At 58.4% G+C, this 22,522-nt stretch carries 15 protein-coding genes; 12 read left to right on the forward strand and 3 right to left on the reverse strand.

Features of this window, described 5'->3' with window-relative positions; genetic code table 11:
• Positions 1 to 23: 23 nt before the first annotated feature.
• On the reverse strand, positions 24 to 908 hold the full coding sequence (locus KBY02_RS24530; protein ID WP_032655008.1) for a LysR family transcriptional regulator: 885 nt from the start codon (positions 906 to 908) through the stop codon (positions 24 to 26).
• Positions 909 to 1,004: 96 nt separating this feature from the next.
• On the opposite strand from KBY02_RS24530, the gene KBY02_RS24535 reads away from it, so the two are divergent.
• From KBY02_RS24535 to KBY02_RS24555, 5 genes are all read left to right on the forward strand, one after another.
• Positions 1,005 to 2,141, forward strand: coding sequence for a DSD1 family PLP-dependent enzyme (locus tag KBY02_RS24535; RefSeq protein WP_032655010.1), 1,137 nt, complete (start codon positions 1,005 to 1,007; stop codon positions 2,139 to 2,141).
• On the forward strand, positions 2,131 to 2,529 hold the full coding sequence (locus KBY02_RS24540) for a RidA family protein (protein ID WP_011268409.1): 399 nt from the start codon (positions 2,131 to 2,133) through the stop codon (positions 2,527 to 2,529). Before KBY02_RS24535 ends, KBY02_RS24540 begins: the two co-directional genes overlap by 11 nt.
• A 13-nt stretch (positions 2,530 to 2,542) precedes the next feature.
• Positions 2,543 to 3,727: an NAD(P)/FAD-dependent oxidoreductase gene (locus tag KBY02_RS24545; RefSeq protein ID WP_122319929.1), complete on the forward strand. Its 1,185-nt coding sequence runs from the start codon at positions 2,543 to 2,545 to the stop codon at positions 3,725 to 3,727.
• A gap of 38 nt (positions 3,728 to 3,765) precedes the next feature.
• Positions 3,766 to 4,623, forward strand: a complete 858-nt coding sequence (locus tag KBY02_RS24550) for a GNAT family N-acetyltransferase (protein WP_011268411.1) — start codon at positions 3,766 to 3,768, stop codon at positions 4,621 to 4,623.
• A 184-nt stretch (positions 4,624 to 4,807) separates the two neighbouring features.
• On the forward strand, positions 4,808 to 6,268 hold the full coding sequence (locus KBY02_RS24555) for an aldehyde dehydrogenase family protein (protein WP_104652597.1): 1,461 nt from the start codon (positions 4,808 to 4,810) through the stop codon (positions 6,266 to 6,268).
• Positions 6,269 to 6,787: 519 nt separating this feature from the next.
• On the opposite strand, the gene rlmM is transcribed toward KBY02_RS24555, so the two are convergent.
• The gene (gene rlmM / locus KBY02_RS24560; RefSeq protein WP_011268413.1) at positions 6,788 to 7,861 is read right to left on the reverse strand and encodes a 23S rRNA (cytidine(2498)-2'-O)-methyltransferase RlmM; all 1,074 of its coding nucleotides are present in this window, start codon (positions 7,859 to 7,861) and stop codon (positions 6,788 to 6,790) included.
• A gap of 192 nt (positions 7,862 to 8,053) precedes the next feature.
• Here rlmM and acnA point away from each other — a divergent pair, with 192 nt between their 5' ends.
• The 5 genes from acnA (at position 8,054) to KBY02_RS24585 (ending at position 15,317) form a co-directional block, all read left to right on the forward strand.
• Positions 8,054 to 10,798: an aconitate hydratase AcnA gene (gene acnA / locus KBY02_RS24565; protein WP_024652082.1), complete on the forward strand. Its 2,745-nt coding sequence runs from the start codon at positions 8,054 to 8,056 to the stop codon at positions 10,796 to 10,798.
• 124 nt (positions 10,799 to 10,922) lie between these two features.
• Complete coding sequence (locus KBY02_RS24570; RefSeq protein ID WP_004408145.1) at positions 10,923 to 11,720, forward strand: CPBP family intramembrane glutamic endopeptidase; 798 nt, start codon at positions 10,923 to 10,925, stop codon at positions 11,718 to 11,720.
• Between the two features lie 91 nt (positions 11,721 to 11,811).
• Positions 11,812 to 13,377 (forward strand): PAS domain-containing methyl-accepting chemotaxis protein, encoded by a 1,566-nt coding sequence (locus tag KBY02_RS24575; RefSeq protein WP_011268416.1) that lies wholly within the window; start codon positions 11,812 to 11,814, stop codon positions 13,375 to 13,377.
• Positions 13,378 to 13,700: 323 nt separating this feature from the next.
• Positions 13,701 to 14,366 (forward strand): hypothetical protein, encoded by a 666-nt coding sequence (locus tag KBY02_RS24580; protein WP_024652080.1) that lies wholly within the window; start codon positions 13,701 to 13,703, stop codon positions 14,364 to 14,366.
• Positions 14,367 to 14,792: 426 nt separating this feature from the next.
• A complete protein-coding gene (locus tag KBY02_RS24585) occupies positions 14,793 to 15,317 on the forward strand; it encodes a hypothetical protein (protein ID WP_024640083.1) in 525 nt (174 codons plus the stop codon).
• A gap of 63 nt (positions 15,318 to 15,380) precedes the next feature.
• Here KBY02_RS24585 and KBY02_RS24590 read toward each other — a convergent pair whose 3' ends face one another.
• The gene (locus tag KBY02_RS24590; protein WP_046722277.1) at positions 15,381 to 17,324 is read right to left on the reverse strand and encodes an autotransporter outer membrane beta-barrel domain-containing protein; all 1,944 of its coding nucleotides are present in this window, start codon (positions 17,322 to 17,324) and stop codon (positions 15,381 to 15,383) included.
• Positions 17,325 to 17,927: 603 nt separating this feature from the next.
• On the opposite strand from KBY02_RS24590, the gene KBY02_RS24595 reads away from it, so the two are divergent.
• Entirely contained in the window at positions 17,928 to 19,757 is a 1,830-nt protein-coding gene (locus KBY02_RS24595; RefSeq protein ID WP_024660956.1) for a hypothetical protein, read from the forward strand.
• Between the two features lie 50 nt (positions 19,758 to 19,807).
• Entirely contained in the window at positions 19,808 to 22,441 is a 2,634-nt protein-coding gene (locus KBY02_RS24600) for a hypothetical protein (protein ID WP_225650832.1), read from the forward strand.
• Positions 22,442 to 22,522 lie beyond the last annotated feature (81 nt).

Raw genomic sequence — 22,522 nt, forward strand, 5'->3', positions numbered from 1 at the left:
CAGCGTGCCGGTACTGTGCCGAATCAGGCTTTCAGGGCTGTCTCGAGAAACTCGGTCAACGCCTGTACCCGTGCGCTGCGATGCTTGCGTACAGGCACCAGCAGGTTGATCGGCGCACTGGCCAGCTGCCAATCGGCAAGCACCCGCACCAGCCTGCCACTGGCAATGGCGTCGCTGACGTCCCACTGCGAGCGCAACACGATGCCCAGCCCCTGCTCGGCCCAGCGCCGGGCGACCGAGCCGTCGTTGCTGAGCAGCGCGGGCTCGATGCGCAGGGTCTTTTTCGTCTGGCCCTTACTCAGGTGCCAGAGGGTGACGTCTTCATCGTTTTCGCGAATGCAGATGCAGCGATGGCCGGCCAGCTGCTCGGGCGTCGAGGGCACACCATGCTGTTCGATATACGCCGGGCTGGCGCACAGCCAGCGATGATTCTGTGCCAACGGCCTGGCGATCCACTGACTGTCATTAAGGCTGCCGATGTGTATCACCGCATCGCTGTCATGACGGTCCGGCCAGGGTGTTTCGCGCAGGTCCAGCTGCAGACACAACCGCGGGTGCAGCCTGGCGAAGCGCGCCAACAGCGGCGCAATGCGCTGGCGTCCATAACCGAACGGTGCTGCCAGGCGCAGCGTGCCCACCAGCCGTTCATCACGCTGCCTGAAGGACTCCGGGAGTGCCTCCAGTTGCTCCAGCAACTGTGCGCTTTCGCGGGCGAAACGCTCGCCATCAGCGGTCAGACTCAGGCGTCTGGCGTCGCGACTGGCCAGGGTGATGCCCAGTTGCGTCTCCAGTTTGCGCAAACGCATCGACAATGCGGGCGGCGAAACATTGAGGATTCTGGCGGCAGCACTGAGCGATTCGCAGCGCGACAGGGTCACGGCCAGACGCAGGTCTTCGATGGCGATCATTCACTTCAGCTTAAGGATTGATGATCACGCATTGAACCACAGCTTCATCATCGCTGCGTAGAGTGGCTGTCGTACCCAGTCACACGAGCGCTTTCCATGTCAGCCTCCCTGTCTTCTCTCGATACGCCTGTCGCGCTGCTCGACGTGTCGCGCATGCAGCACAATATCCAGCGCATGCAACAACGCATGAATGAACTGGGCGTGCGCTTGCGCCCACACGTCAAGACCAGCAAATGCCTGCCGGTCATTCAGGCGCAGATTGCAGCGGGCGCCAGCGGCGTCACGGTGTCGACATTAAAGGAGGCCGAGCACTGCTTTGCCGAAGGCATCGACGACGTGTTCTATGCCGTCGCCATTGCACCCGGCAAGCTGGAGCAGGCACTCAGACTGCGGCGCAAGGGCTGCCGCCTGAGCATCCTGACCGACAGCGTAGCGGCGGCCCGGGCGATTGCGGTTTTCGGCCAGGCGCATGACGAACGTTTCGACGTGTGGATTGAAATCGATTGCGACGGTCATCGCTCCGGGCTGACCGTCGAAGACCCCTCGCTGGTCGAGGTCGCGAGCACGCTGGTCAACGGCGGCATGCAACTGCGTGGGGTAATGACCCATGCCGGGTCCAGTTATGACCTCGACACCCCTGAAGCGCTGCAAGCCCTCGCCGAACAGGAACGCAGGCTGTGCGTCAGCGCCGCCGAGCGGATTCGCCAGGCAGGGCTGCCCTGTGCGGACGTCAGCATCGGTTCGACCCCGACGGCACTGTCGGCGCAGAGCCTGCACGGCGTGACCGAAGTTCGCGCCGGGGTGTATGTGTTCTTCGATCTGGTGATGCACAACATTGGCGTATGCCGGGCAGATGAGCTGGCCCTGAGCGTGTTGACCACGGTCATCGGCCATCAGCAGGACAAGGGCTGGATCATCGTTGACGCAGGCTGGATGGCCATGAGTCGCGACCGTGGCACTCAGCGCCAGCGTGAGGATTTCGGCTATGGCCAGGTGTGCAACGAAACTGGCGAGTGGATCGACGGTGCACGGGTCACCGGTGCCAATCAGGAGCACGGCATCATCACGCTTGCTGCGGGCAGCGAGACCGACATCAGCGAGCGTTTTCCCATCGGTAGCCGGCTGCGCATTCTGCCCAATCACGCCTGTGCCACCGGCGCGCAATTCCCCGACTACCACGCCTGCGACAGCGAAGGCGCAATCCATACCTGGAGTCGTCTGCATGGCTGGTGAGATGAAACCGATCAGTACGCCCGGGGCTGCAGCACCCGGCGGGCATTATTCGCAGGCGATGCTGCATCAAGGCACGCTGCATGTTTCCGGACAACTGCCGGTGCGCGCCGATGGCAGTCACAGCGTCGGCGAGCCGTTCGAGGTCCAGGCCGCCGTGGCGCTGGACAATCTGCTGGCCATCCTTGGCGCAGCGGGATGCAGCACGGATGACCTGCTTAAAGTGACCATTTACATCGCAGGCGTCCAGCACTGGCCTGCCTTCGACCGCCTCTACGCGGGCTATCTGGGCGAGCATCGCCCTGCGCGCGCGGTAGTGCCGGTCCCGGAATTGCACCACGGTTACCTGATCGAGATCGAAGCCCTGGCGCGTTGCAGCCAATCAACATGACCGGGAGCCCCTCATGACCCCACAAAAAAGCGATGTCCTGATTATCGGCGGCGGCTTCATGGGCGCATCCTCCGCGTTTTTTCTGCGCCAGCACGGCCGTTCGGTCACCCTGCTGGAGCGCGACCAGATCGGCCAATACGCCAGCGGCGTGAATTTCGGCAACGTGCGCCGTCAGGGACGGTTTCTCGGCCAACTGGAACTGTCCAATCGCTCCTGGGCACTGTGGAAGCGCCTGCCGGAACTGATCGGCGAAGACCTGGAATTCATTCCCAGCGGGCATATGCGTGTTTGCTATCGCGAAGACGAAATCGCCGAACTGGAGGCCTATGCCGCCGCCCCGGAAGCCCGCGAGCTGGACTTGCAGATCCTTTCCGGCAAGGCGCTGCACGACCGTTTTCCGTTTCTCGGTGCACAAGTCAAAGGCGGTTCCTATGCGCCGCATGACGGGCACGCCAACCCAAGGCTGGCAGCCCCCGCGTTCGCCCGTGCGGCGATTCGTGCAGGTGCAAGAATCGAAGAGCGCACTGACGTGATCGAGGTGCAGAAGGTCGGTGGCGAGTTTCAGGTCACCACCGCCGATGGACAGCTATTCGTCGCCGAACAGTTGCTCATCACTGCCGGTGCCTGGGGCGCCAGGCTCGCCGAGCAGTTCGGCGAGTCTGTCCCTCTTGAGCCCAACGGACCGCAGATGTCGGTGACAGAACCGATACCTTACGCGCTGCCGACGGTGATCGGGGTGTTTACCAAGATCAAGGAGGAAGTGATCTATTTCCGGCAGATCCCGCGCGGCAACATCATCATCGGAGGCGGCAATCGCAATAAACCGGACATGCTCAACCGCCGCGCCTACTTCAAGCCGGAGAGCCTGATCAACCAGATGAAACAGATGAAACGCCTGCTACCGGGCGCAGAAAAGCTGAACATCATCCGCGTCTGGAGCGGCATCGAGAGTTACACGCCGGACTCGCTGCCGATCATGGGCCGCAGCGGCAAAGTCGACGGCCTGTTCTATGCGTTTGGCTTCTGCGGCCATGGTTTTCAGCTTGGTCCCGGCGTCGGTGACGTCATGGCCGAGCTGATCAGCACCGGCAGCACGCGCACGTTGATCAGCCCGTTCGATATTCGCCGCTTCACCGATCCGACCGCCATCGAAATGCCGCTCATGTCCAGCCTGATGAGCACCGGAAAGCTGGTATGAGCCCAACCACTCACCCACCTCATCGCAACGGAGGCGCCATGCCTGCAACCCCAGACGCTCACTACCAGTATCGCCCGGTGACTGCGGCGGATATCCCGGCAGCCCATGCCCTTTCAGTGAGCCTCAAGTGGCCACACCGCGAACAGGACTGGGCAATGGTGCAACGTACTTCCGAGGGTTTTGTCGCCGAGCATGATGGCCAGCTGGTTGGTGTGGCATTTACCTGCCATCAGGGCGACTGGTCCTCGATCGGGCTGGTGATCGTCCGCGATGATCATCAGGGCAAAGGCATCGGTCGCCACTTGATGAGGCTGTGTCTCGACGCAACAGCACCGCGCACGCCGATCCTCAACGCCACAGAACTGGGCGCGCCGCTTTACCAGAGCCTGGGTTTCGTTGACTTCGCACGCATCCAGCAGCATCAGGGCGTTGCCGACCTGTCAGGGCTGGCGCCAGCGAAAGACGACGTGCCGATACGTACGCTGGGCGCGACCGACCACGCAGAACTGATCCGCCTGGCCAACGCGGGCAGCGGCCTGGATCGCACTGCCGTGTTGACTGATCTGTTGCACGATGCAGAACAGGCGGTCGGCATTGAACACGCAGGCCAGTTGCAAGGCATCGCCCTGCTGCGTCGCTTCGGCCGCGGTCATATCATCGGCCCGGTGGTTGCCGGTGATGTAAATCAGGCACAGCGATTGATTGAACACCTGCTGCAACAGATACCCGGCCTGTTCGTGCGCTTCGACATTCTGGCCGACTGCGGGCTGGCGGCGTGGCTTGAAAGCCTGAGTCTGCCGTGTGTCGACAGGGCACCGCGCATGGTGCTCGGGACGCCGCCTGCCGCGAACCCGGATGTGCAGCAATTCGCGCTGGTGACTCAGGCGATCGGCTGAAAACAGCGCGGATAAACGGCCGAAACAGGTCCGCCATGTTAGCGGGTTGCATACAGCAGATTATTCTTTGCAACCCGGCAGATCGGCGCTTTTTATCCAGACTGCTTTGTTAGCTTATGGGTATCGAACGGCCCGACAGCAAACGGCCCGGCCTTGACCATTATCGCTCCAGGGAGCCCGCTGGATGACCTCACAGTCCTTGAACAGCCATCACGTTGATCCGGACACCGCGCTGAAACTGTATATCGATGGTCGTTGGTCCGCCCCGCTCGACCCGGTCAGTATCGCGGTGATCAACCCAGCGACCGAAGAAGTGGTGGCGCATGTCGCCAGTGGCTCGGCCGCCGATGTCGACCGTGCGGTCGCAGCAGCGCGGGCAGCCTTTGCCGGCTGGTCCGGCACCTCGCCACACGCCCGCGCCCAGGTCATCGGCCGGATCCACGAGCTGATTCTCGAGCGCAAGGAACAACTGGCGCAGGCGATCTCGCTGGAGATGGGCGCATCCATCAGTTCGGCGCGGGCCATGCAGGTGCCGCTGGCCGCAGAACACGTGCGTGTCGCACGTGACCTGCTGGCGACTTACCGCTTCCACACCGTCGAAGGCAGCACGGCGATCGAACGCGAGCCCATCGGTGTGTGCGGGCTGATCACGCCGTGGAACTGGCCGCTGTATCAAATCACCGCCAAGGTCGCCCCGGCCATCGCGGCCGGCTGCACCGTGGTGCTCAAGCCCAGCGAACTGTCACCCCTGAGCGCCCTGCTGTTCGCGCAACTGGTGCATGACGCGGGTCTGCCGCCCGGCGTGTTCAACCTGGTCAATGGCAGCGGCCCCGAGGTCGGCGGCGCGATGGCGGCCCACCCTGATATCGACATGATCTCGATCACCGGTTCCAACCGGGCAGGCGCATTGGTGGCGCAGGCCGCCGCACCGACGGTCAAACGAGTGACTCAGGAACTGGGCGGCAAATCACCGAATATCCTGCTGCCCGACGCCGACTTCGCCAAAGCCGTGCCGCCCGGCGTGATGGCCGCGTTCCGCAATGTGGGTCAGTCGTGCAGCGCGCCGACGCGAATGATCGTGCCCCGGAACCGACTGGCGGAAGTCGAGGCGCTGGCCGCCGAAACAGCCGCAGCAATTGTTGTGGGTGATCCGCAGTCGGAGGAAACGGTACTCGGTCCGATCGCCAACGAGGCGCAGTTTCAGCGTGTCCAGGCGATGATCGATGCCGGGCTGAGTGAAGGCGCGAAGCTGATCTGCGGCGGGCCGGGACGAGTACAGGGCCATGAGCGAGGCTTCTATACCCGGCCTACGGTGTTTTCCGAAGTGGACTCGTCGATGCGTATTGCCCGGGAAGAAATTTTCGGCCCGGTGCTGTGTCTGATTGCCTACGACACGGTCGAGGAGGCCATCGCAATTGCCAACGATACGGTCTATGGCCTGGGCGCGCATGTACAGGGGCAGGACCTCGAGCAGGCGCGCGCAGTGGCTTCGCGCATTCGTGCCGGGCAGGTGCACCTGAACTACCCAGCCTGGAATCCGATGGCCCCGTTTGGCGGCTACAAGCGCTCGGGCAACGGTCGCGAGTACGGTGTGCAGGGGTTCGAAGAGTATCTGGAGACCAAGGCTATTGTAGGGTTTGCCTGAGTGGCGTTTGTGCTACGCACTGATTCTTGCCGATTGTGACTATCGTTCCCACGCTCCGCGTGGTAATGCCTTTCGTGACGCTCCGCGTCACACAGCGGTTCTGCGATATCAGGTGGATTGAGGTTCGACTCAGGTCACCTTTTCGCCCCTCGGCGACTCACTTTGAGGGACCAAAGTGAGCAAAGTCCTTCGCTTCTGTTTCCGGCCCGACTTCGTCGGGTTCCTTCGCCCTGTCACTGATCCGGGGGTCGCCGCAACGCGCCATCCATGGCGCGGTGCGGCTAGCCTGGCGTCCTGCCAGGCTACCCCCGGATCAGCGCCAGGACTCAGCCGTCACTAACGTCGCACTCTGCGTCGTCAGTGCCATCGCGGTTGAAAAGCACTGCGGTAGCCGCGACTGCGTGTAAGGCATAACATTGTTTCGCATCGACGATTTGTGACGCGGAGCACCAAGAACTCCATGCCTGCACGGAGCATTGGCACGATAGTCACTGGAGCGTGCGAAACGAGAGTAAGGAATCACTTTCTCGCCGCTTTGGCCACGTCCAGCCTGCGCAGGTGGCAGGTGACTTCTTCGCGGTCGTGGTAGAGCTGTTTGCAGCCGATGGACACCCGCACCCCTCGCGCCTGAAAGCCCTCTTCGATACGGTCGAGCAGTCGGCGCACTTCAGCGTAGCGCTGTTTCATAGGCAACTTGAGGTTGACCACCGCTTCGCGGCACAGGCCTTCGCCCAGCCAGGTTTCCAGCAGCGCCGCGTTGCGCGCAGGCTTTTCGACGATGTCGCAGACCATCCAGTCCACAGGCTGTCGAGGCTTGTAGGTAAAACCGTCCGCCATCAGATGCTGCACCAGCCCGGTGTCCATCAGGCTTTCCGCCATCGGCCCGTTATCGATGGCGGTCACCAGCATGCCGCGGCGCACCAGTTGATACGTCCAGCCGCCCGGCGCGGCACCCAGGTCCACGCTGGTCATGTCGCCGGAAAGGCGCTCGTCCCACTGGTCTCTGGGAATGAAGTGGTGCCAGGCCTCTTCAAGCTTCAGGGTCGAGCGGCTTGGCGCTTCGCGGGGAAACTTGAGGCGCGGGATGCCCATCGGCCACATGGCGGAGTTGTCCGCATCGGCCAGACCGAGAAACACCTCGCGACCACTCTTGAAGGTCAGCAGCAGACGCGGCTTGCGCGGATCATCCACCAGTTTGCCTGCCTGAGTCAGGGCCTTGCGCAGCGGCGCCTCGAACTTCTTGCAGAAATTCGACAGCTCCTTGCCGTCGTTGGTATCCACGACCTCCAGCCACAGACTGCCGCAAATCGGGAACGCCGCCAGCTGCGCGAGAATCACGCTGATGCGATCGGTTTCCGGCAACTCGAGAAACAGCCCCCGCGCCCACTGCCGGGGAAATATCAGCTTGTCGAAGCGCTGACCGTTCATCAACCGTTCGGCGCCATCCGCCTCGGTGCAGATGAATTCGGCGCAAGCCGTGTCGGGACGGGCCTTGGCATACCCGGCCACGTCCAGGCGCGCGGCGTGATCGGCTATTTCCGAGCAGACTTCGCCCTCAAAACCGGGTCGGCAGTGCATAAACAGTGTATTCATGGGTTACTCCTGGGCAGTGGGCACTCGGGCGTAACCCCGCAGACTTGAAAGCCGCGCATGATAGCCCAATCCAGGAACCACTGGTGCGGCCGAACAGTCCACACAACTTGAAGCCTGATGCGGCGCTCCCGACCTGATGCACATGGAGCCCGTGAACCGATGTTCGGAGAACATTCCTCAAAGGAGACATTCATGCCCTCCCTCGATAGCCTGAAAAGCCTGAAAACCCTCGAAATCGATAACAAGACCTACCACTACTTCAGCCTGCCGGAAGCCGCCCGATCGCTGGGCGATCTGGACAAGCTGCCCATGTCACTCAAGGTGCTGCTGGAAAACCTGCTGCGCTGGGAAGACAACAAGACGGTAACCGGCAACGACCTCAAGGCCCTCGCCGACTGGCTGACCGAGCGTCGTTCAGACCGGGAAATTCAATACCGCCCTGCGCGCGTCCTGATGCAGGACTTCACCGGTGTACCGGCGGTGGTCGATCTGGCCGCAATGCGCGCAGCCGTAGCCAAGGCCGGCGGCGATCCGCAGCGGATCAATCCCCTTTCCCCGGTGGACCTGGTGATTGACCACTCGGTGATGGTCGACAAGTTTGGCAACGCCGAAGCCTTCGGCGAGAACGTCGATATCGAGATGCAGCGTAACGGTGAGCGCTACGCGTTCCTGCGCTGGGGCCAGAGTGCTTTCGATAATTTCAGCGTGGTGCCGCCCGGCACCGGCATTTGCCATCAGGTGAACCTCGAATACCTGGGGCGCACGGTATGGACCAAGGAAGAGGATGGCCGCACCTACGCGTTCCCCGACACGCTGGTCGGTACCGACTCGCATACCACGATGATCAATGGCCTGGGCGTGCTGGGCTGGGGCGTGGGCGGTATCGAAGCCGAAGCGGCGATGCTCGGCCAGCCGGTGTCGATGCTGATCCCGGAAGTCATCGGTTTCCGGCTGACCGGCAAACTGAAGGAAGGCATCACCGCCACCGACCTGGTGCTCACCGTCACCCAGATGCTGCGCAAGAAAGGGGTGGTCGGCAAGTTTGTCGAGTTCTACGGCGACGGCCTGGCTGACTTGCCGTTGGCCGACCGCGCGACCATTGCCAACATGGCGCCCGAGTATGGCGCGACCTGTGGTTTCTTCCCGGTCGATGATGTAACGCTGGACTACCTGCGTCTGTCAGGTCGCCCCGACGAAACCGTCAAGCTGGTCGAAGCGTATTGCAAGGCTCAGGGGCTGTGGCGCCTGGCAGGCCAGGAACCGGTGTTCACCGACAGCCTGGAACTGGACATGAGTACGGTCGAAGCCAGCCTTGCTGGCCCCAAGCGCCCTCAGGATCGTGTAGCACTGCCAAATGTGTCCAAGGCCTTCAGCGATTTTCTCGGTCTGCAGGTCAAGCCTGCCAAGGTCGATGAAGGTCGCCTGGAGAGTGAAGGCGGCGGCGGTGTCGCGGTTGGCAACGAGGCCCAGGTCAGTGGCGAAAGCCAATATGAATACAACGGCCAGACCTATCATCTGAAAGACGGCGCCGTGGTGATCGCGGCGATCACGTCCTGCACCAACACCTCCAACCCCAGCGTCATGATGGCAGCCGGGCTGGTCGCGAAAAAAGCCGTCGAGAAAGGCCTGAAGCGCAAGCCGTGGGTGAAAAGCTCGCTGGCTCCCGGTTCCAAGGTGGTGACCGATTATTACAACGCAGCAGGTCTGACCCAATACCTCGACGCCCTGGGCTTCGATCTGGTCGGTTACGGCTGCACCACCTGCATCGGTAACTCCGGTCCGCTGCTGGAGCCTATCGAGAAAGCCATTCAGCAGTCCGACCTGACCGTTGCGTCCGTGCTGTCGGGCAACCGTAACTTCGAGGGCCGCGTCCATCCGCTGGTCAAGACCAACTGGCTGGCATCGCCCCCCCTGGTAGTTGCCTATGCACTCGCAGGCTCGGTGCGCATCGACATCAGCAGCGAACCGCTGGGCGAAGGTGCTGACGGCAAGCCGGTTTACCTGCGTGATATCTGGCCGAGTCAGCAGGAAATCGCCGACGCCGTGGCCAGCGTCAACACCGGCATGTTCCACAAGGAATACGCCGAAGTGTTTGCCGGCGACGAACAATGGCAAGCCATCGAGGTGCCGCAAGCTGCCACCTACGTCTGGCAGGACGATTCCACCTACATTCAGCACCCGCCATTCTTCGACGGCATCGACGGTCCGCTGCCGGTTATCGAAGACGTGGAAAACGCGCGCATCCTGGCCCTGCTGGGCGACTCGGTGACTACCGACCACATCTCCCCTGCCGGTAATATCAAGGCCGACAGCCCTGCCGGGCGCTACCTTCAGGAGAAAGGCGTCAAGTATCAGGACTTCAACTCGTACGGCTCGCGCCGTGGCAACCATGAAGTGATGATGCGCGGGACCTTTGCCAATATCCGCATCCGTAACGAAATGCTCGGCGGCGAAGAAGGTGGCAACACGGTGCATGTGCCCTCCGGCGAGAAGCTGGCGATCTACGACGCGGCCATGCGTTATCAGACAGAACGCACGCCACTGGTGATCATTGCCGGTCTGGAATACGGCACGGGTTCCAGCCGTGACTGGGCTGCAAAAGGTACCAACCTGCTGGGCGTCAAGGCGGTCATCGCCGAAAGCTTCGAGCGCATTCACCGCTCGAACCTGGTGGGCATGGGTGTGCTGCCCTTGCAGTTCAAGAACGGCCAGACGCGCAAGACCCTCGGCCTGACCGGCAAGGAGACGCTGAAGATCACCGGGCTGACCAACGCAGACGTGCAGCCGGGCATGAGCCTGACCCTGCATATCGAACGCGAAGACGGCAGCAGGGAAACCGTCGACGTGCTGTGCCGCATCGATACGCTTAACGAAGTGGAGTACTTCAAGTCGGGCGGCATTCTGCATTACGTGCTGCGCCAGCTGATCGCGTCCTGATCACCTCTGAATGGGGCCTGCACCCTGCTTCAGGGTCAGGCCCCAGCATGAAAATTTCTATAATCTCGCCCCTGCCCTGCTGAACGCCGGATAGAATTCCCCGTTCTCAAGGCAGGACTTACTCATGACCACAAGGCACTGGCTGACTTTCTGCCTGCTGAGCAGCGGCTACGCGCTGGCGTTGTTTCACGGCAACCTTGACCCTTCGGCGGCGCTAAGCTTTGGCGCATTGTTCATTGCCTGGTTGTGCGTGGCGCGATCCTCTTATTCCTCCATCCGCCTGTGTGGCCACGGATTGTTCATCGTGACCGGTCTGGCGCTGGCCTTTCACCTGGCGCCCGGCTTCAATAACGCCAACGTCATCGAAGCAACGCGATTCAGTGCCGATGCCGCGCTGTTCTCCATGGACCTGAGTCTGGACAAGCCGCTGATCGGCTTCTGGCTGATAGTGGCCTGCCCCTGGATTCTGCCGAAAGTCGACGTTGCCCATTCACTGCAAACCGGGGTTCTGGCGCTGATTGTGACGTCGGCGTTCTGCATGACTGCCGCGGTCATGTTAAACGTCGTCGGCTGGACACCTAAATGGCCTGCCCAGGGCCTGATATGGCTGCTCAACAACCTGTTGCTGGTGACCCTGACCGAAGAGCTGTTTTTCCGCGCTTATCTGCAAGGCGGCCTGCTGCGCCTGTTCAAGGGCTCAAGGTATGCGACGGCATTATCAATCACCCTCGCTGCCGGCCTGTTCGGACTTGCGCACGCAGGTGCCGGCCCGCAGTGGGTGGCATTGGCGGGCATGGCTGGCGTGGGGTACGGCCTCGCATTTCGTTTCGGCGGGCTGCAGGCCGCCGTCATCAGTCACCTGGGCCTGAACCTCGTGCATTTCGGGCTGTTCACCTACCCCATGCTGGCCCGACAGGGCTGACTCTCCAGTCACTTGTCGCACGCCGCTCAATTTATCGACGTGCCCGCCGATAACCACGCCATAGTCTTCCGGATCGAAGGATCGAAATCCCATGCGCAACAACCAACCCATCACTCAACATGAGCGGACATTTCCTGCCGAACAACGACTGATTTCCACCACCGACACCCGAGGCACCATCACCTATTGCAATGATGCCTTCGTCGACATCAGTGGTTACAGCGAGGCTGAATTGCTGGGTGCGGCGCACAACACCGTGCGTCATCCGGATGTACCGCCTGCGGTATTCGAGCACATGTGGACCACGCTCAAGTCCGGGCAGCCGTGGATGGGCATCGTCAAGAACCGCTGCAAGAACGGCGATCATTATTGGGTCAATGCCTACGTGACGCCGGTGCTGGAAAACCGCCAGGTAGTGGGTTTCGAGTCGGTGCGCATCAAGCCGACCGCCGAACAGGTCCGCCGTGCCGAGGCGCTTTATACCCGGCTCAACAAGGGCAAGAGCGCGGTACCAGGCCGCGACAAGTGGCTGCCGGTACTTCAGGACTGGTTGCCGTTCATTCTGGTCAGCCAGCTGAGCTTTCTGATCGGCGTGTGGCTCAATTCACACTGGGGGTTTGCACTGGCTGCGGCATTGTCGGTACCGCTGGGCCTGCTGGGGCTCTCCTGGCAGCAGCGTGGCACCAAACGCTTGTTGCGCCTGGCCGAACAAACCACTTCCGACCCGTTGATCGCGCAGATGTACACCGACAGCCGTGGCCCGCAAGCGCGCCTGGAAATGTCGATCCTCAGCCAGGAAGCGCGCATGAAAACCTGCCTGACGCGTTTGCAGGACACGGCCGAACACCTGAACAGTCAGGCCCGCCAGTCCAACTCGCTGGCCAATGCCAGTTCGATCGGGCTGGAACGTCAGCGTGTGGAAACCGAGCAGGTTGCCGCCGCCATCAACCAGATGGCCGCCACCACGCAGGAAGTCGCCAGCCACGTTAACCGTGCCGCTGATGCCACCCAGCAGGCCAACGAACTGACGCGTCGCGGGCGCGATATCGCCGGTGAAACCCGCGAAGCCATTCAGCGCCTGTCCACCTCGGTGGGTGAAACCGGCCTGACCGTGACCCGCCTGGCCAAGGACAGCGATGAAATCGGCGGCGTGGTCGATGTGATCAAAGGCATCGCCGACCAGACCAACCTGCTGGCCCTCAACGCCGCGATCGAAGCGGCGCGCGCCGGTGAGATGGGTCGCGGCTTTGCCGTCGTGGCAGATGAAGTACGCCAGCTGGCACAACGCACCGCCGAGTCCACCGGGCAGATTCATGGCCTGATCGCCAAACTGCAGCAGACCGCAACCGACGCGGTACACACCATGGACACCGGTCGCCGTCAGGCCGAAGAAGGCGTTGCCCGGGTACTGGAGGCAGATCAGGCGCTGGTGGGCATCAGCGAGGCTGTCGCCAATATCACCGACATGACCACGCAAATCGCCACCGCCACGGAAGAGCAAAGCGCCGTGGCCGAGGAAATCAATCGCAACATCGCCACCATCGCCAGCCTGGCAGACCAGACCTCTGACGAAGCGCGTCGCTCTGCCGTATTGAGTGGCGAACTGACCGACACGGCCAACTCACAGTATTCGCTGGTAGAGCGGTTTAATCGCTAAGGCCTGAAGCTGTTTACCAAGCCTCGACGAACTTCGGTTGGTCGGGGCTTTTTTATGAGTGTTAACAGTGTGCCCTGTTAGCGCTCTCTTCAAATCTGACAAAACTTAAGAAGCCATCTGAAGAATGTGTAGGATATTTCCTTAGCATCTTCAATGACAGCAATGCAGTAGTTCTGACCATTGACAGCGAACGCATACTCCGATTAGTTGAAATTCAGGTGATGCGGTAGTTATCTATTACCCCTGCAACCACCGACTATCACCCGAGTAAGAACTTTAGAGCTACGCCATGTGGCGTTTGGCTTTTTAATTGGAGAGAAAAAATGAAAGATTCCACCCAGTACTATAAATTTTCCGCACCACGTGTTCCAGCAGCCAGCCCTATTGATGGAATGATGCCAGTTGACAGCCTGAACCGGCCGGTAGGCGTTGAGGTTGTTCTTTGGAGCGAGATGCGTCCGGGCTATGACATCCAACTGAACCTGGACGGTCATTTGGTAGGGGAACGAAAAATCCTGACTCACGATAACAAGCCTGGCGAAGTAGTTCACTTGGAGCTGGACAAAAAGTACTTGAGAGAAGAGCGTTCATACACCTTGCGCTGTATGGCCACGAACAATATCAACCAAACTGTAATGGATTCACCGTCTACCTCCTTGATTATCGACCGCACCGCCCCAGGCGCAGCACTGCTTGCGCCTATCATCTTCCATCAGGTCAATTTCGGCGAAGCGCTGAAAGGCATGCTCCCCGGCTACGCCGACATGCAGGCCGGCGATTGCATCCAGACCTTCTGCAATAACAGAGAAGGCCCAGTTCATGTGGTGGAGCCTGAAAACCTTGCCACCGTTCCCATGCAGATCGTTTTCAGCAAAGCATTCCTGCTTGGTCTGGACAGCCAACACGCTACCATCAACTATCAGGTCATCGACCGTGCGGGCAACGTTTCACTGCTCTCGCACTCTGTGACCCTGTCAATGCAGTTTTAAGCACAGCAGCCTACATTTCTGCCCATAACCTTGACGGCCTCGTACGCTAACGCGTGCGAGACCCTAATGATAAAGTTGAGTGAATATTCCTACGCAGGAGTGGGAATTTAGTCAAAACTTACTTTTTTACCTTTTGTAAGACTTATCTGTAGTTAATGTCCTACAGGTATTTCACGCATAAAAACCCCTGGAAAAACACCCACATCAAGCCACACCCTTTATTTACAGCATCTCCGACACTAACGAGCGATAATTCACTACGAACATGATACCAAATGTAACTGCACAACCTCACACAACCCTGGCTTGGCTTTGACATCCGCAGACGCTTGACCTGAACACTTATGTGCCTTGTAATATTTCCGTTGCCGACAACTGCCGGCACGCACATAACAACTCAACTTAATGTCAATAAAAGAGTTTACGATGGATAAAGAACAATCCACGGATGTAGCGGCGCGCACCCAAAAAGAACAAAACAATCCCGACAGCGCGAGCACTGTTCAAGAAGCCCCACCCCACCAGAGCCTCTACCGACACGCGAGCCCCCTCCATCTTCCATCCGATATTTCCGACACGCTGAAAGCACCTGTGCTGCCTGACATCGATCCTGATTCCATCAGTCACGAACAGGCACATGCGGGCATTACCATTCATATCCCAGGGTCAGTCAAAATGTGCTGGGGTGACGAAATCCGTTTTTATTGGGGAAAAAACCTGTCATCGACCACGCTTTTCCATCGGGTGGGCGAAAACAGCGTGATACGTGTGCTGTGTATTTCCTACACTTTCACGCCCTATGTTCAGTACGGTCTGGTTGACCTGTATTACGAACTTTATCGTGATCATCGACGGATCGGCACATCGCCAGTGCTGCGGGTAAACGTCAACTACGCGGTGCCTGTCACCTCCCGACAGAGACAACGCAAACGCAGGTTTACCGATCAATAACTGAAAAGCCCCCGGTGATCACTACCGGGGGCTCTGGTGTTGCTCAGGCACTGGCCTCAAGAATCAGAATGCCAGGCGCAGCCCCACATTCGCTCCCCAGGGTTGCTCGATATGCCGACCTTTCATGTAATCGAAGTCCGCGTGCAGTTTCAGACGCTCGGACAGCGACACCGATACCCCGGCTCCCAGTTCGCCGCGCGAACCGAACAGGCTGTTATCGAATTTCACATCGTTGGCTTTCACCTCGTTGCGGCGCGAAAACTCCTGTGCAATGGCGACACGTACATAAGGCTGCAATACTCCGCCATCCTTGAGCGCAACACTGCGGCCCAGCGAGGTGCCCACCTTGCCCAATACCGATTGGGTCTGGTCGTTCTTCGCTTTCATGCCGTTGTCCAGGCGCAGCTCCTGCCCCTGAACGACGACACTGGACAACTGAGCGAACGGTTCGAGAAAGTAATCGTCCGCCAGTTTGATGTGGCGGCCGAACTCTACCCAGCCCCCTATCCCGTTGTTGGTGTAGTCACCCTTGGCCTTGCTTGCATCGCTCATGGCAACATCTGCCTTGTTGCGAAAGCGGTTGAGTTTGAGCACGCCGTCAACGTAGTAGCCATCGTCCGACAGCCAGGTGGCATAGGCGCCTGCATAGTAGCTGTCGACTTTACCCGTAGTGCCACGGCTCAAATCGATACCGGAGGTGCTGTACCCTCCCAGCACACCGACCACCAGTTGGCCATTGCTGACCTCGACGGGCGCATCGGCACCCAGCGACAGGCCACTTTGTTTCTGCCGGTAGTCGACACCGTCACTGGTCGTGGCATTCAGCCTGTTGCCATAGGCACGCATCCAGCCGCCCGCCCTGCCGCTTGCACGAACCTCACCCATGCGCGAACGCAAGGTAGAGAGCTCACTCATCCAGATCGCAGGTGCCGCGCTGTAAAGGGCAAGCGCGCTCTGGGTCGAAGGGCTTATGACCTTGTCTTTACCGACGATGAACCAGTCATTGCCCTGCTGCTCCAGCAAATACGAATAGGCCCCCAGGTCAACCCGCCCGCCCAGCAGGCTGAATTGCGCGTCGCCACCTTCGGTATGCACCACCTTGAGCGGTGCCATGTCGGCAGACACAACCTCCACCCCCGTATTGCGCACGCGCAAGCCGAACTGCCCACTGGCCTGGCCGTTGACGTCGATGAGGTCTCCGACGCCGTTGTCCAGATCCACGCGCAAGCCGAACGTGCCAGCGCCTGACAACTCATTCAGCGAAAGGGTATGAAACCCTTCGCCAGCAAACGAAACCCTGCCACCCTGCAGGGAAAGCGACCTGACGGCATTGTCGCCCTGCATCTGCCAGTGACTGCCCGAGGTAATCGCCAGACGGTTGCCATTGACGATGTCGCCGTTCAATTGCGCGCCGTTTTGCAGCGTGATGTTCAGGGTGCTGGTGTCATCGGCGACAAGGTTGCCATTGAGGGTGCTGTTGTCGACGTTGAAGTTGGCGGTGCTCTGGTTCAGAACCTCAAGAAGCATGCCATTGCCGGACAGCAGGAGGGTGTTGTTCTTGATCTCAATATCCGCAAGGTGGCTTATACCCTCACGCCCTTCCACCCTTATGGCGGCTCCTGTCAGCCCTTCGACGGTAGAGTTGTCGATGCTCAGTTGACCGTAATTGAACTGCGTTCCATCACCCACTGTGAGGCGTGGATGAGTGAACCATACCCCGTGAGACAAGCCTTTTATGTAGCTTCGGGAAGTGATGTCAGCGCGAGCGCCAAAAATGCCAACGCCCCAGCCAGTGTGTCTACCAACTTCACCCTGCAGCGAGCTGACCTGTGTATTGCTGATCAGGGCGAAGGCGTCCTCGGCAACGGTGATGCCGCCCCCTTTTCCCTCAACGACACTGTGTTCAAGTGTCATGTTCGAGTTGCCCTGCACCACGAGCGCTATCGTGCTATCGCTGAGGATGGTGGAGTCTTTAACTGAAACTCGAGCGTCGCCGTCAGACAACATTCCATCCTTGACCAGGGTATTGCCCGTTAATTCGGTCCTTCCGCCATAAGAAGAGATACGTTTGATCGCAGCCCCATCGGAATGAAGGTATCCAGTACCGTATACAGAGTAATTATGAAATGCGCTGGCCGCATCCACATACTCTGTCCGGTCGCTGACAATCTCCCTAAGCGGAGAGTCAGCCATCACGTGAGTCGATGCGAGGCACGCAATAGCGCCCAGCCCTGCCCTGTAAAGCCCACACTTCCCAATAAAACACTCAGCCACAATAAGAAACCCTCAACATTCATAGGAGTTTTATTGTGGCTGCAACGCTAGCGGATACAATTAATTTCCACTAACAAACAAGTAATCCAATTCCGAAATTTTAGTAGTACCTTTCCCACAAAACATTAAGCTCACCGGATTGGACAGCTAGCCTATCCCAATAAAAATATTTACCTAAAGAGCATTGACAGCTGCTCAAAAAGTCTATTACTTAAAAATCCAGATGAAGCCAAGAACTTCTCTCTGACGGCCAAGCGCCCTTGGAATTATCGTTATCGACTGACGGCGTCAGGACACTCCTGCTCGTCAATAAAAATCAAATAGAGGAATTTCGACATGCGTCAAAAAAACAATTTTTACACACGCAGCCCCAATCAAGAACTGACGCTCATACCACCGTTTGTTCCTGTCGCCGATGAAGCGGACGGACTTATAAAAACTGCCGACCTTGTCAATGACATCATCGTCGAATTTCCGGTCTGGGAAGGTGCCAGGCTTCAAGACTCTTACCAGTTGCAATTGAATGGCGATAAAGTTGGTTTAGCAGGTCAACTGGTACCTCTTCCACCGGTCGGAACGTTACTACGCTTGACCATCCCCGTCGACACCGAACTGAAAGACGATGGCGCGTACAAACTTGACTACTTGACGATCGGTTATCCCAGTGGTACCGAGCAATCGTCCCAAATCAAAACGATTATTGTCGACCGCACCGCTCCGGGCGCCCATCAACTGGGTTATATGGATTTTCCAGCCGGGGCCAAAGATGGTCTGACACTTGAAGAGCTTCAGTCCATGGGCGGTGTATTGACCGGTAGCATTTTCGGGTATTCGGGACTGAATCGCGGCGACGTTATCAAAACCTATTGGGGAAACGTGCCCGGTCCAGAGCTTGAACTGAACGGCCTGGAAGATGAAAGTCAAGCGATCGAAATCCTGTTTACCCAAGAGTTTCTTACTGCTCTCGGCAGCCCTGCAGGCGCAACCTATTACACGGTGACAGACCGGGCCGGAAACACGTCTGCCGAGTCTCAGAAGATTACCATCCCTCTGTTTCTGACCGACGTGACACCAGGACTGCCTGCTCCGGTTATCGATAATAACGACGGCGTGATTGATTACGCAGAGGCCATGGCCAGCGTCGAGGTGAAAATTCCTTTCTCGTCTTTTTTGATGGAAGGCGATCAGATTCTCCTGCACTGGGGTTCTGAAGAGTTAGGGCCTGCTTCTATTGCCGTGGAGGACCTCGACGAACCTTTCATTCTGTTTTTTGATGTCCCGTATCTGATCATTGAACAGGCTCAGAGTGGTCTGCGCGATATCAAGTATTACGTCATTAGAAATGGACAGATTACCGGTACTTCAGACCCTCTTGAGGTGCTTGTCAACATCGAGCTGCCCGTACCCGGCGTTCTCGACAAACCGACGATCAAAGGTAGCAGCAGCACGCCCAGCAACGAAGACAACTTTATTGATGAGAACGACTTTGAACTTGACGCCACCGTCTTGATTAACTGGAACCCTCTCTTTAAGGCCAATCAGATCTTGACGGTCTTTTGGGGCGGCCAAGAAGTATTGGAACAACCCTACACGCTCACCAACAGCGACGTCGTCGCCGGCCGTACGCTGTTGCTCACTGCACTGAACAGTAAGTTCACCGCCGTGGGCACAGGTAACGACATCAGAGTTTATTACACCGTCAAAACCGAGGGTAATCCCAATCTCTCCACGTCATCAGAGCAGGGCTTGATCGTGCGTTCAAAAAATGAATTACCGGGTGGCCCGGACGGACCAGAAGCGCCGCAATTTATGTCGCTGTCTGCCAACGGCACGCTCACTTTTGAAAACAGTGCGCAAGGCGCCCCCATTTTTATCCAACCCTATTTAAATATGGCCCCAGGACACGTCATTGTCTTCACCTATGAAGCCTACAACGAGCTGGTGGGCGATGATAAAAAATTCGAATGGTCAGTCACGTCACCGGCCCTCACTCAGGAAGAAGTCCAGAACGGCGTTAATATTCTGGTGCCCCGCACTGTATTGAACCAGCACTGTTACGGGCATGCCGAGATCAGCTTCCAGGTAAGAAGCAGTATGGGCCAAGGTAACTCGAAACGCGCCAGCGCCTACGTCGATATGCGTGTCGGTGGACTCTGCAGAATTTGACCTCGCCTAAACTTCGCCATTTATCTTTAAACAAGAAAAAGAGAACATCGATGAATACAATACAGACCTTACCTGCACTGCCTGTCCCACTGCCCTTGAGCTATAACCCTCAAGGCATTGGCGATGTTGACGTAGCAGATCCGGCCAAGCCGATAGAAATACTGATCGGCCCTATCAACCTCAAGCCAAAAGATCGGATCGACCTGTTCTGGGGCACACACAATGAGGTTATTGATACCTACACACACTCTTCAGACTCACCGAACACCAATGGCTTTTTTTCATTGTATGTGGATACCCGCTGGGTCCAGTCAGGCCTTACTGATGTCAACTATCTCTATACACCGTTCCCCTCCAATATCCAGGAACATTCGCCTGTTAACAAAATAGTCGTCAAACTGGAAATCCCCGGTGGTCGGGATCCCGACCCAGCCACACCCTACGAAAATGAAAAGCTCGACATCCCGACCGTCAACCCGTCTGGCGTGATCACCTCACCTGAGGGGGTAAGCGTTACCCTCGACGCTTACGAAAATATGGCTGCAGGGGATTCGATTTTCATCTATTGGCACGGCATCAGAGTCGAACACCCTCCTCTGACAGCAGACCAGCTTGGTAAACCGGTCACTGTGAGTATCGACAAGCAGATTATTATCGAAGCAGGGGACTCGGAAAATATTGTTGTCCGGTACGATGTCAGGGATATCGTCAATAACTGGTCACGCTTCTCTTTCCCAGCCTATGTTGCAGTCGAGGCTGGCAACTCCAGCCTGCAGGCCCCTATCGCCCCACAGGCGCCCAACATGGAGCTTGATCTCGATAAGCTGGCCGGCGCAGATGTTCAAGCGCTCGTGCTGTCACATGCCAGTATCGCCACCGGTGACATCATAAACTTCGTGATGGAGCGTAACACTGCAGAAGGCATTCAGCTGGAGTCCTTCACCGCATCAAAAGTGGTTCAGATACCTGGCAGCTTCGTGGAGTTTCTCATCCCCAATGAACAGTTCCATCCCATCGCACAGGGCCGGGCACGTTTGAAATACACAGTGATCAAAGGCACTGGCGAGGCATTGCGTTCAAAGAGTCTGACTCTCGCAGTACTCGGTCAACCGCAGCAACTGTCATTGCCACATGTCCAAGGCGTCACCAATGGAATTTTGAACCCTGATAGCCACAATGTGATCACTCAGGTGCCGCCTTATTACTTTATGGCGGACGGCCACGACATCAACCTGGTATGGATTGGCAAGGCTGCCAACGGTGAGACGGTCATGCATCAGGAGGTTAAAAACCTGAATGCTGATGATATCGGCAAGGGCATCGAGTATTTGATCCCGGATGAAAAGGTGAGTGCATTGGCAGGCGGTTCACTTGAGGTTTACTACACCGTAACCACCTACGCGAGAGCGTTCTTCAAATCGCCCATACTACGGTTGCTCGTGGACGTAGATAACAGCACTCCGCTGGAAGCTCCTGTTGTAGATAAGCTGAGTGCGGACGGCATTCTCGACCCGGCCGATGTACCACTCGAAGCCATTGTTCGCGTGTCGCCTTATCGCGCAATGGCTGAGGGAGATAAAGTCACCATTCACTGGGAAGGCGTTGACGCAGAGGGTACCTATGGCACCTACACCGTTGTTAATTCCGGAACCGTCAACAGGGAAACCGTATTCCGCATTCCCAAACGGTACGTAGATGCCAATTTAAACAGGCTGGTGCAGGTCTGGTATACGGTACAACACGAAGACAGAATTGCTGAATCGCAGAGATTGGCAATTACTATCCGTGAGAGCGCGGCACTGCCCCTCCCCACCCCCACCCTAAAAGAAGCCACCGGCACCACGCTCGACCCGGCCAACGCTTCATCCGGCGCAACCGTGGTGATCGACGCCACCGCCAACCTGCAAGCCGGCGACCAGGTGATCACACAGTGGCAAGGGCCCAACGGCAATGACACCCGGGAAAAGACCCTGACCGGCGCAGACGCGGGCAAGACGCTGGAGGTAGTGTTTGCTGCGGCGCTGGTGACGGCAAACGCCGGGCAGACGGTGGCGATTTCCTATGTCGTCAATCGCGTCAACGGTCTGGTGCAGGTATCCGGCACGCTGGCCCTGCAGATTCTGGCGGCGCAGCCCGCGCTGGTGCTGGACACTTCGCCGGTCACGCTGGCTGGCAAGGTGTATCTGCTTCCGGGCTCGCCGGACCTGCTGCCGAACTTCCCGGCCGACACCACCGTTCAGCGTCAGGCCAGTGGCGGACAGGCCCCCTATCAGTACACCTCGAGCGACCCGCTGGTCGCGAAAGTGGACAGCAACGGCCTGACCTCGGTTCGAGGCAAAGGCACGGCCATCATTACTGCGACCGATGCGCTGGGCGCGAGCAAGCAGTACACGGTCACCGTCACCGGCGTCATCCATTGCATCGGCCTGGGCAGCGGCAGCTTTTCTCAGATCAGCAAAAACGCGGGCAACAACGGCGCGAGGATTCCAACCATTCACGAGCTGGTGGATATCCACGCCCTGTATGGCAATCGCTGGCCGATGGGCAACGGCAACTATTGGTCGTCGACTGTCTCAAGCGCCGGCATCGGCGGATGGAACTGGTATTACGTGAAAAACATGGTCACTGGCGGCAACTTCAAACTGAAGAGCCACAACTCCAGCCTTGGCGTAGGCATCAGATGATCGATTGCTGAAACCCGTTGATCATCCGGCAGGGCGTTGCGCTAAAGGTGTAACGCCCTGTCGCCGTTTTCAGGATCTTCT

This window comes from Pseudomonas sp. P129 (assembly GCF_020312195.1).
GTDB classification, from domain to species: Bacteria; Pseudomonadota; Gammaproteobacteria; order Pseudomonadales; family Pseudomonadaceae; genus Aquipseudomonas; species Aquipseudomonas fragariae.

Coding starts and splice junctions, on each gene's coding strand:
- KBY02_RS24555 (WP_104652597.1), top strand. CDS start 4,808: ATGACCTCACAGTCCTTGAACAGCCATCACGTTGATCCGGACACCGCG.
- KBY02_RS24590 (WP_046722277.1), bottom strand. CDS start 17,324: ATGTTGTCTGACGGCGACGCTCGAGTTTCAGTTAAAGACTCCACCATC.
- KBY02_RS24585 (WP_024640083.1), top strand. CDS start 14,793: ATGGATAAAGAACAATCCACGGATGTAGCGGCGCGCACCCAAAAAGAA.
- KBY02_RS24600 (WP_225650832.1), top strand. CDS start 19,808: ATGAATACAATACAGACCTTACCTGCACTGCCTGTCCCACTGCCCTTG.
- KBY02_RS24530 (WP_032655008.1), bottom strand. CDS start 908: ATGATCGCCATCGAAGACCTGCGTCTGGCCGTGACCCTGTCGCGCTGC.
- KBY02_RS24540 (WP_011268409.1), top strand. CDS start 2,131: ATGGCTGGTGAGATGAAACCGATCAGTACGCCCGGGGCTGCAGCACCC.
- KBY02_RS24545 (WP_122319929.1), top strand. CDS start 2,543: ATGACCCCACAAAAAAGCGATGTCCTGATTATCGGCGGCGGCTTCATG.
- rlmM (WP_011268413.1), bottom strand. CDS start 7,861: ATGAATACACTGTTTATGCACTGCCGACCCGGTTTTGAGGGCGAAGTC.
- acnA (WP_024652082.1), top strand. CDS start 8,054: ATGCCCTCCCTCGATAGCCTGAAAAGCCTGAAAACCCTCGAAATCGAT.
- KBY02_RS24550 (WP_011268411.1), top strand. CDS start 3,766: ATGCCTGCAACCCCAGACGCTCACTACCAGTATCGCCCGGTGACTGCG.
- KBY02_RS24575 (WP_011268416.1), top strand. CDS start 11,812: ATGCGCAACAACCAACCCATCACTCAACATGAGCGGACATTTCCTGCC.
- KBY02_RS24570 (WP_004408145.1), top strand. CDS start 10,923: ATGACCACAAGGCACTGGCTGACTTTCTGCCTGCTGAGCAGCGGCTAC.
- KBY02_RS24595 (WP_024660956.1), top strand. CDS start 17,928: ATGCGTCAAAAAAACAATTTTTACACACGCAGCCCCAATCAAGAACTG.
- KBY02_RS24580 (WP_024652080.1), top strand. CDS start 13,701: ATGAAAGATTCCACCCAGTACTATAAATTTTCCGCACCACGTGTTCCA.
- KBY02_RS24535 (WP_032655010.1), top strand. CDS start 1,005: ATGTCAGCCTCCCTGTCTTCTCTCGATACGCCTGTCGCGCTGCTCGAC.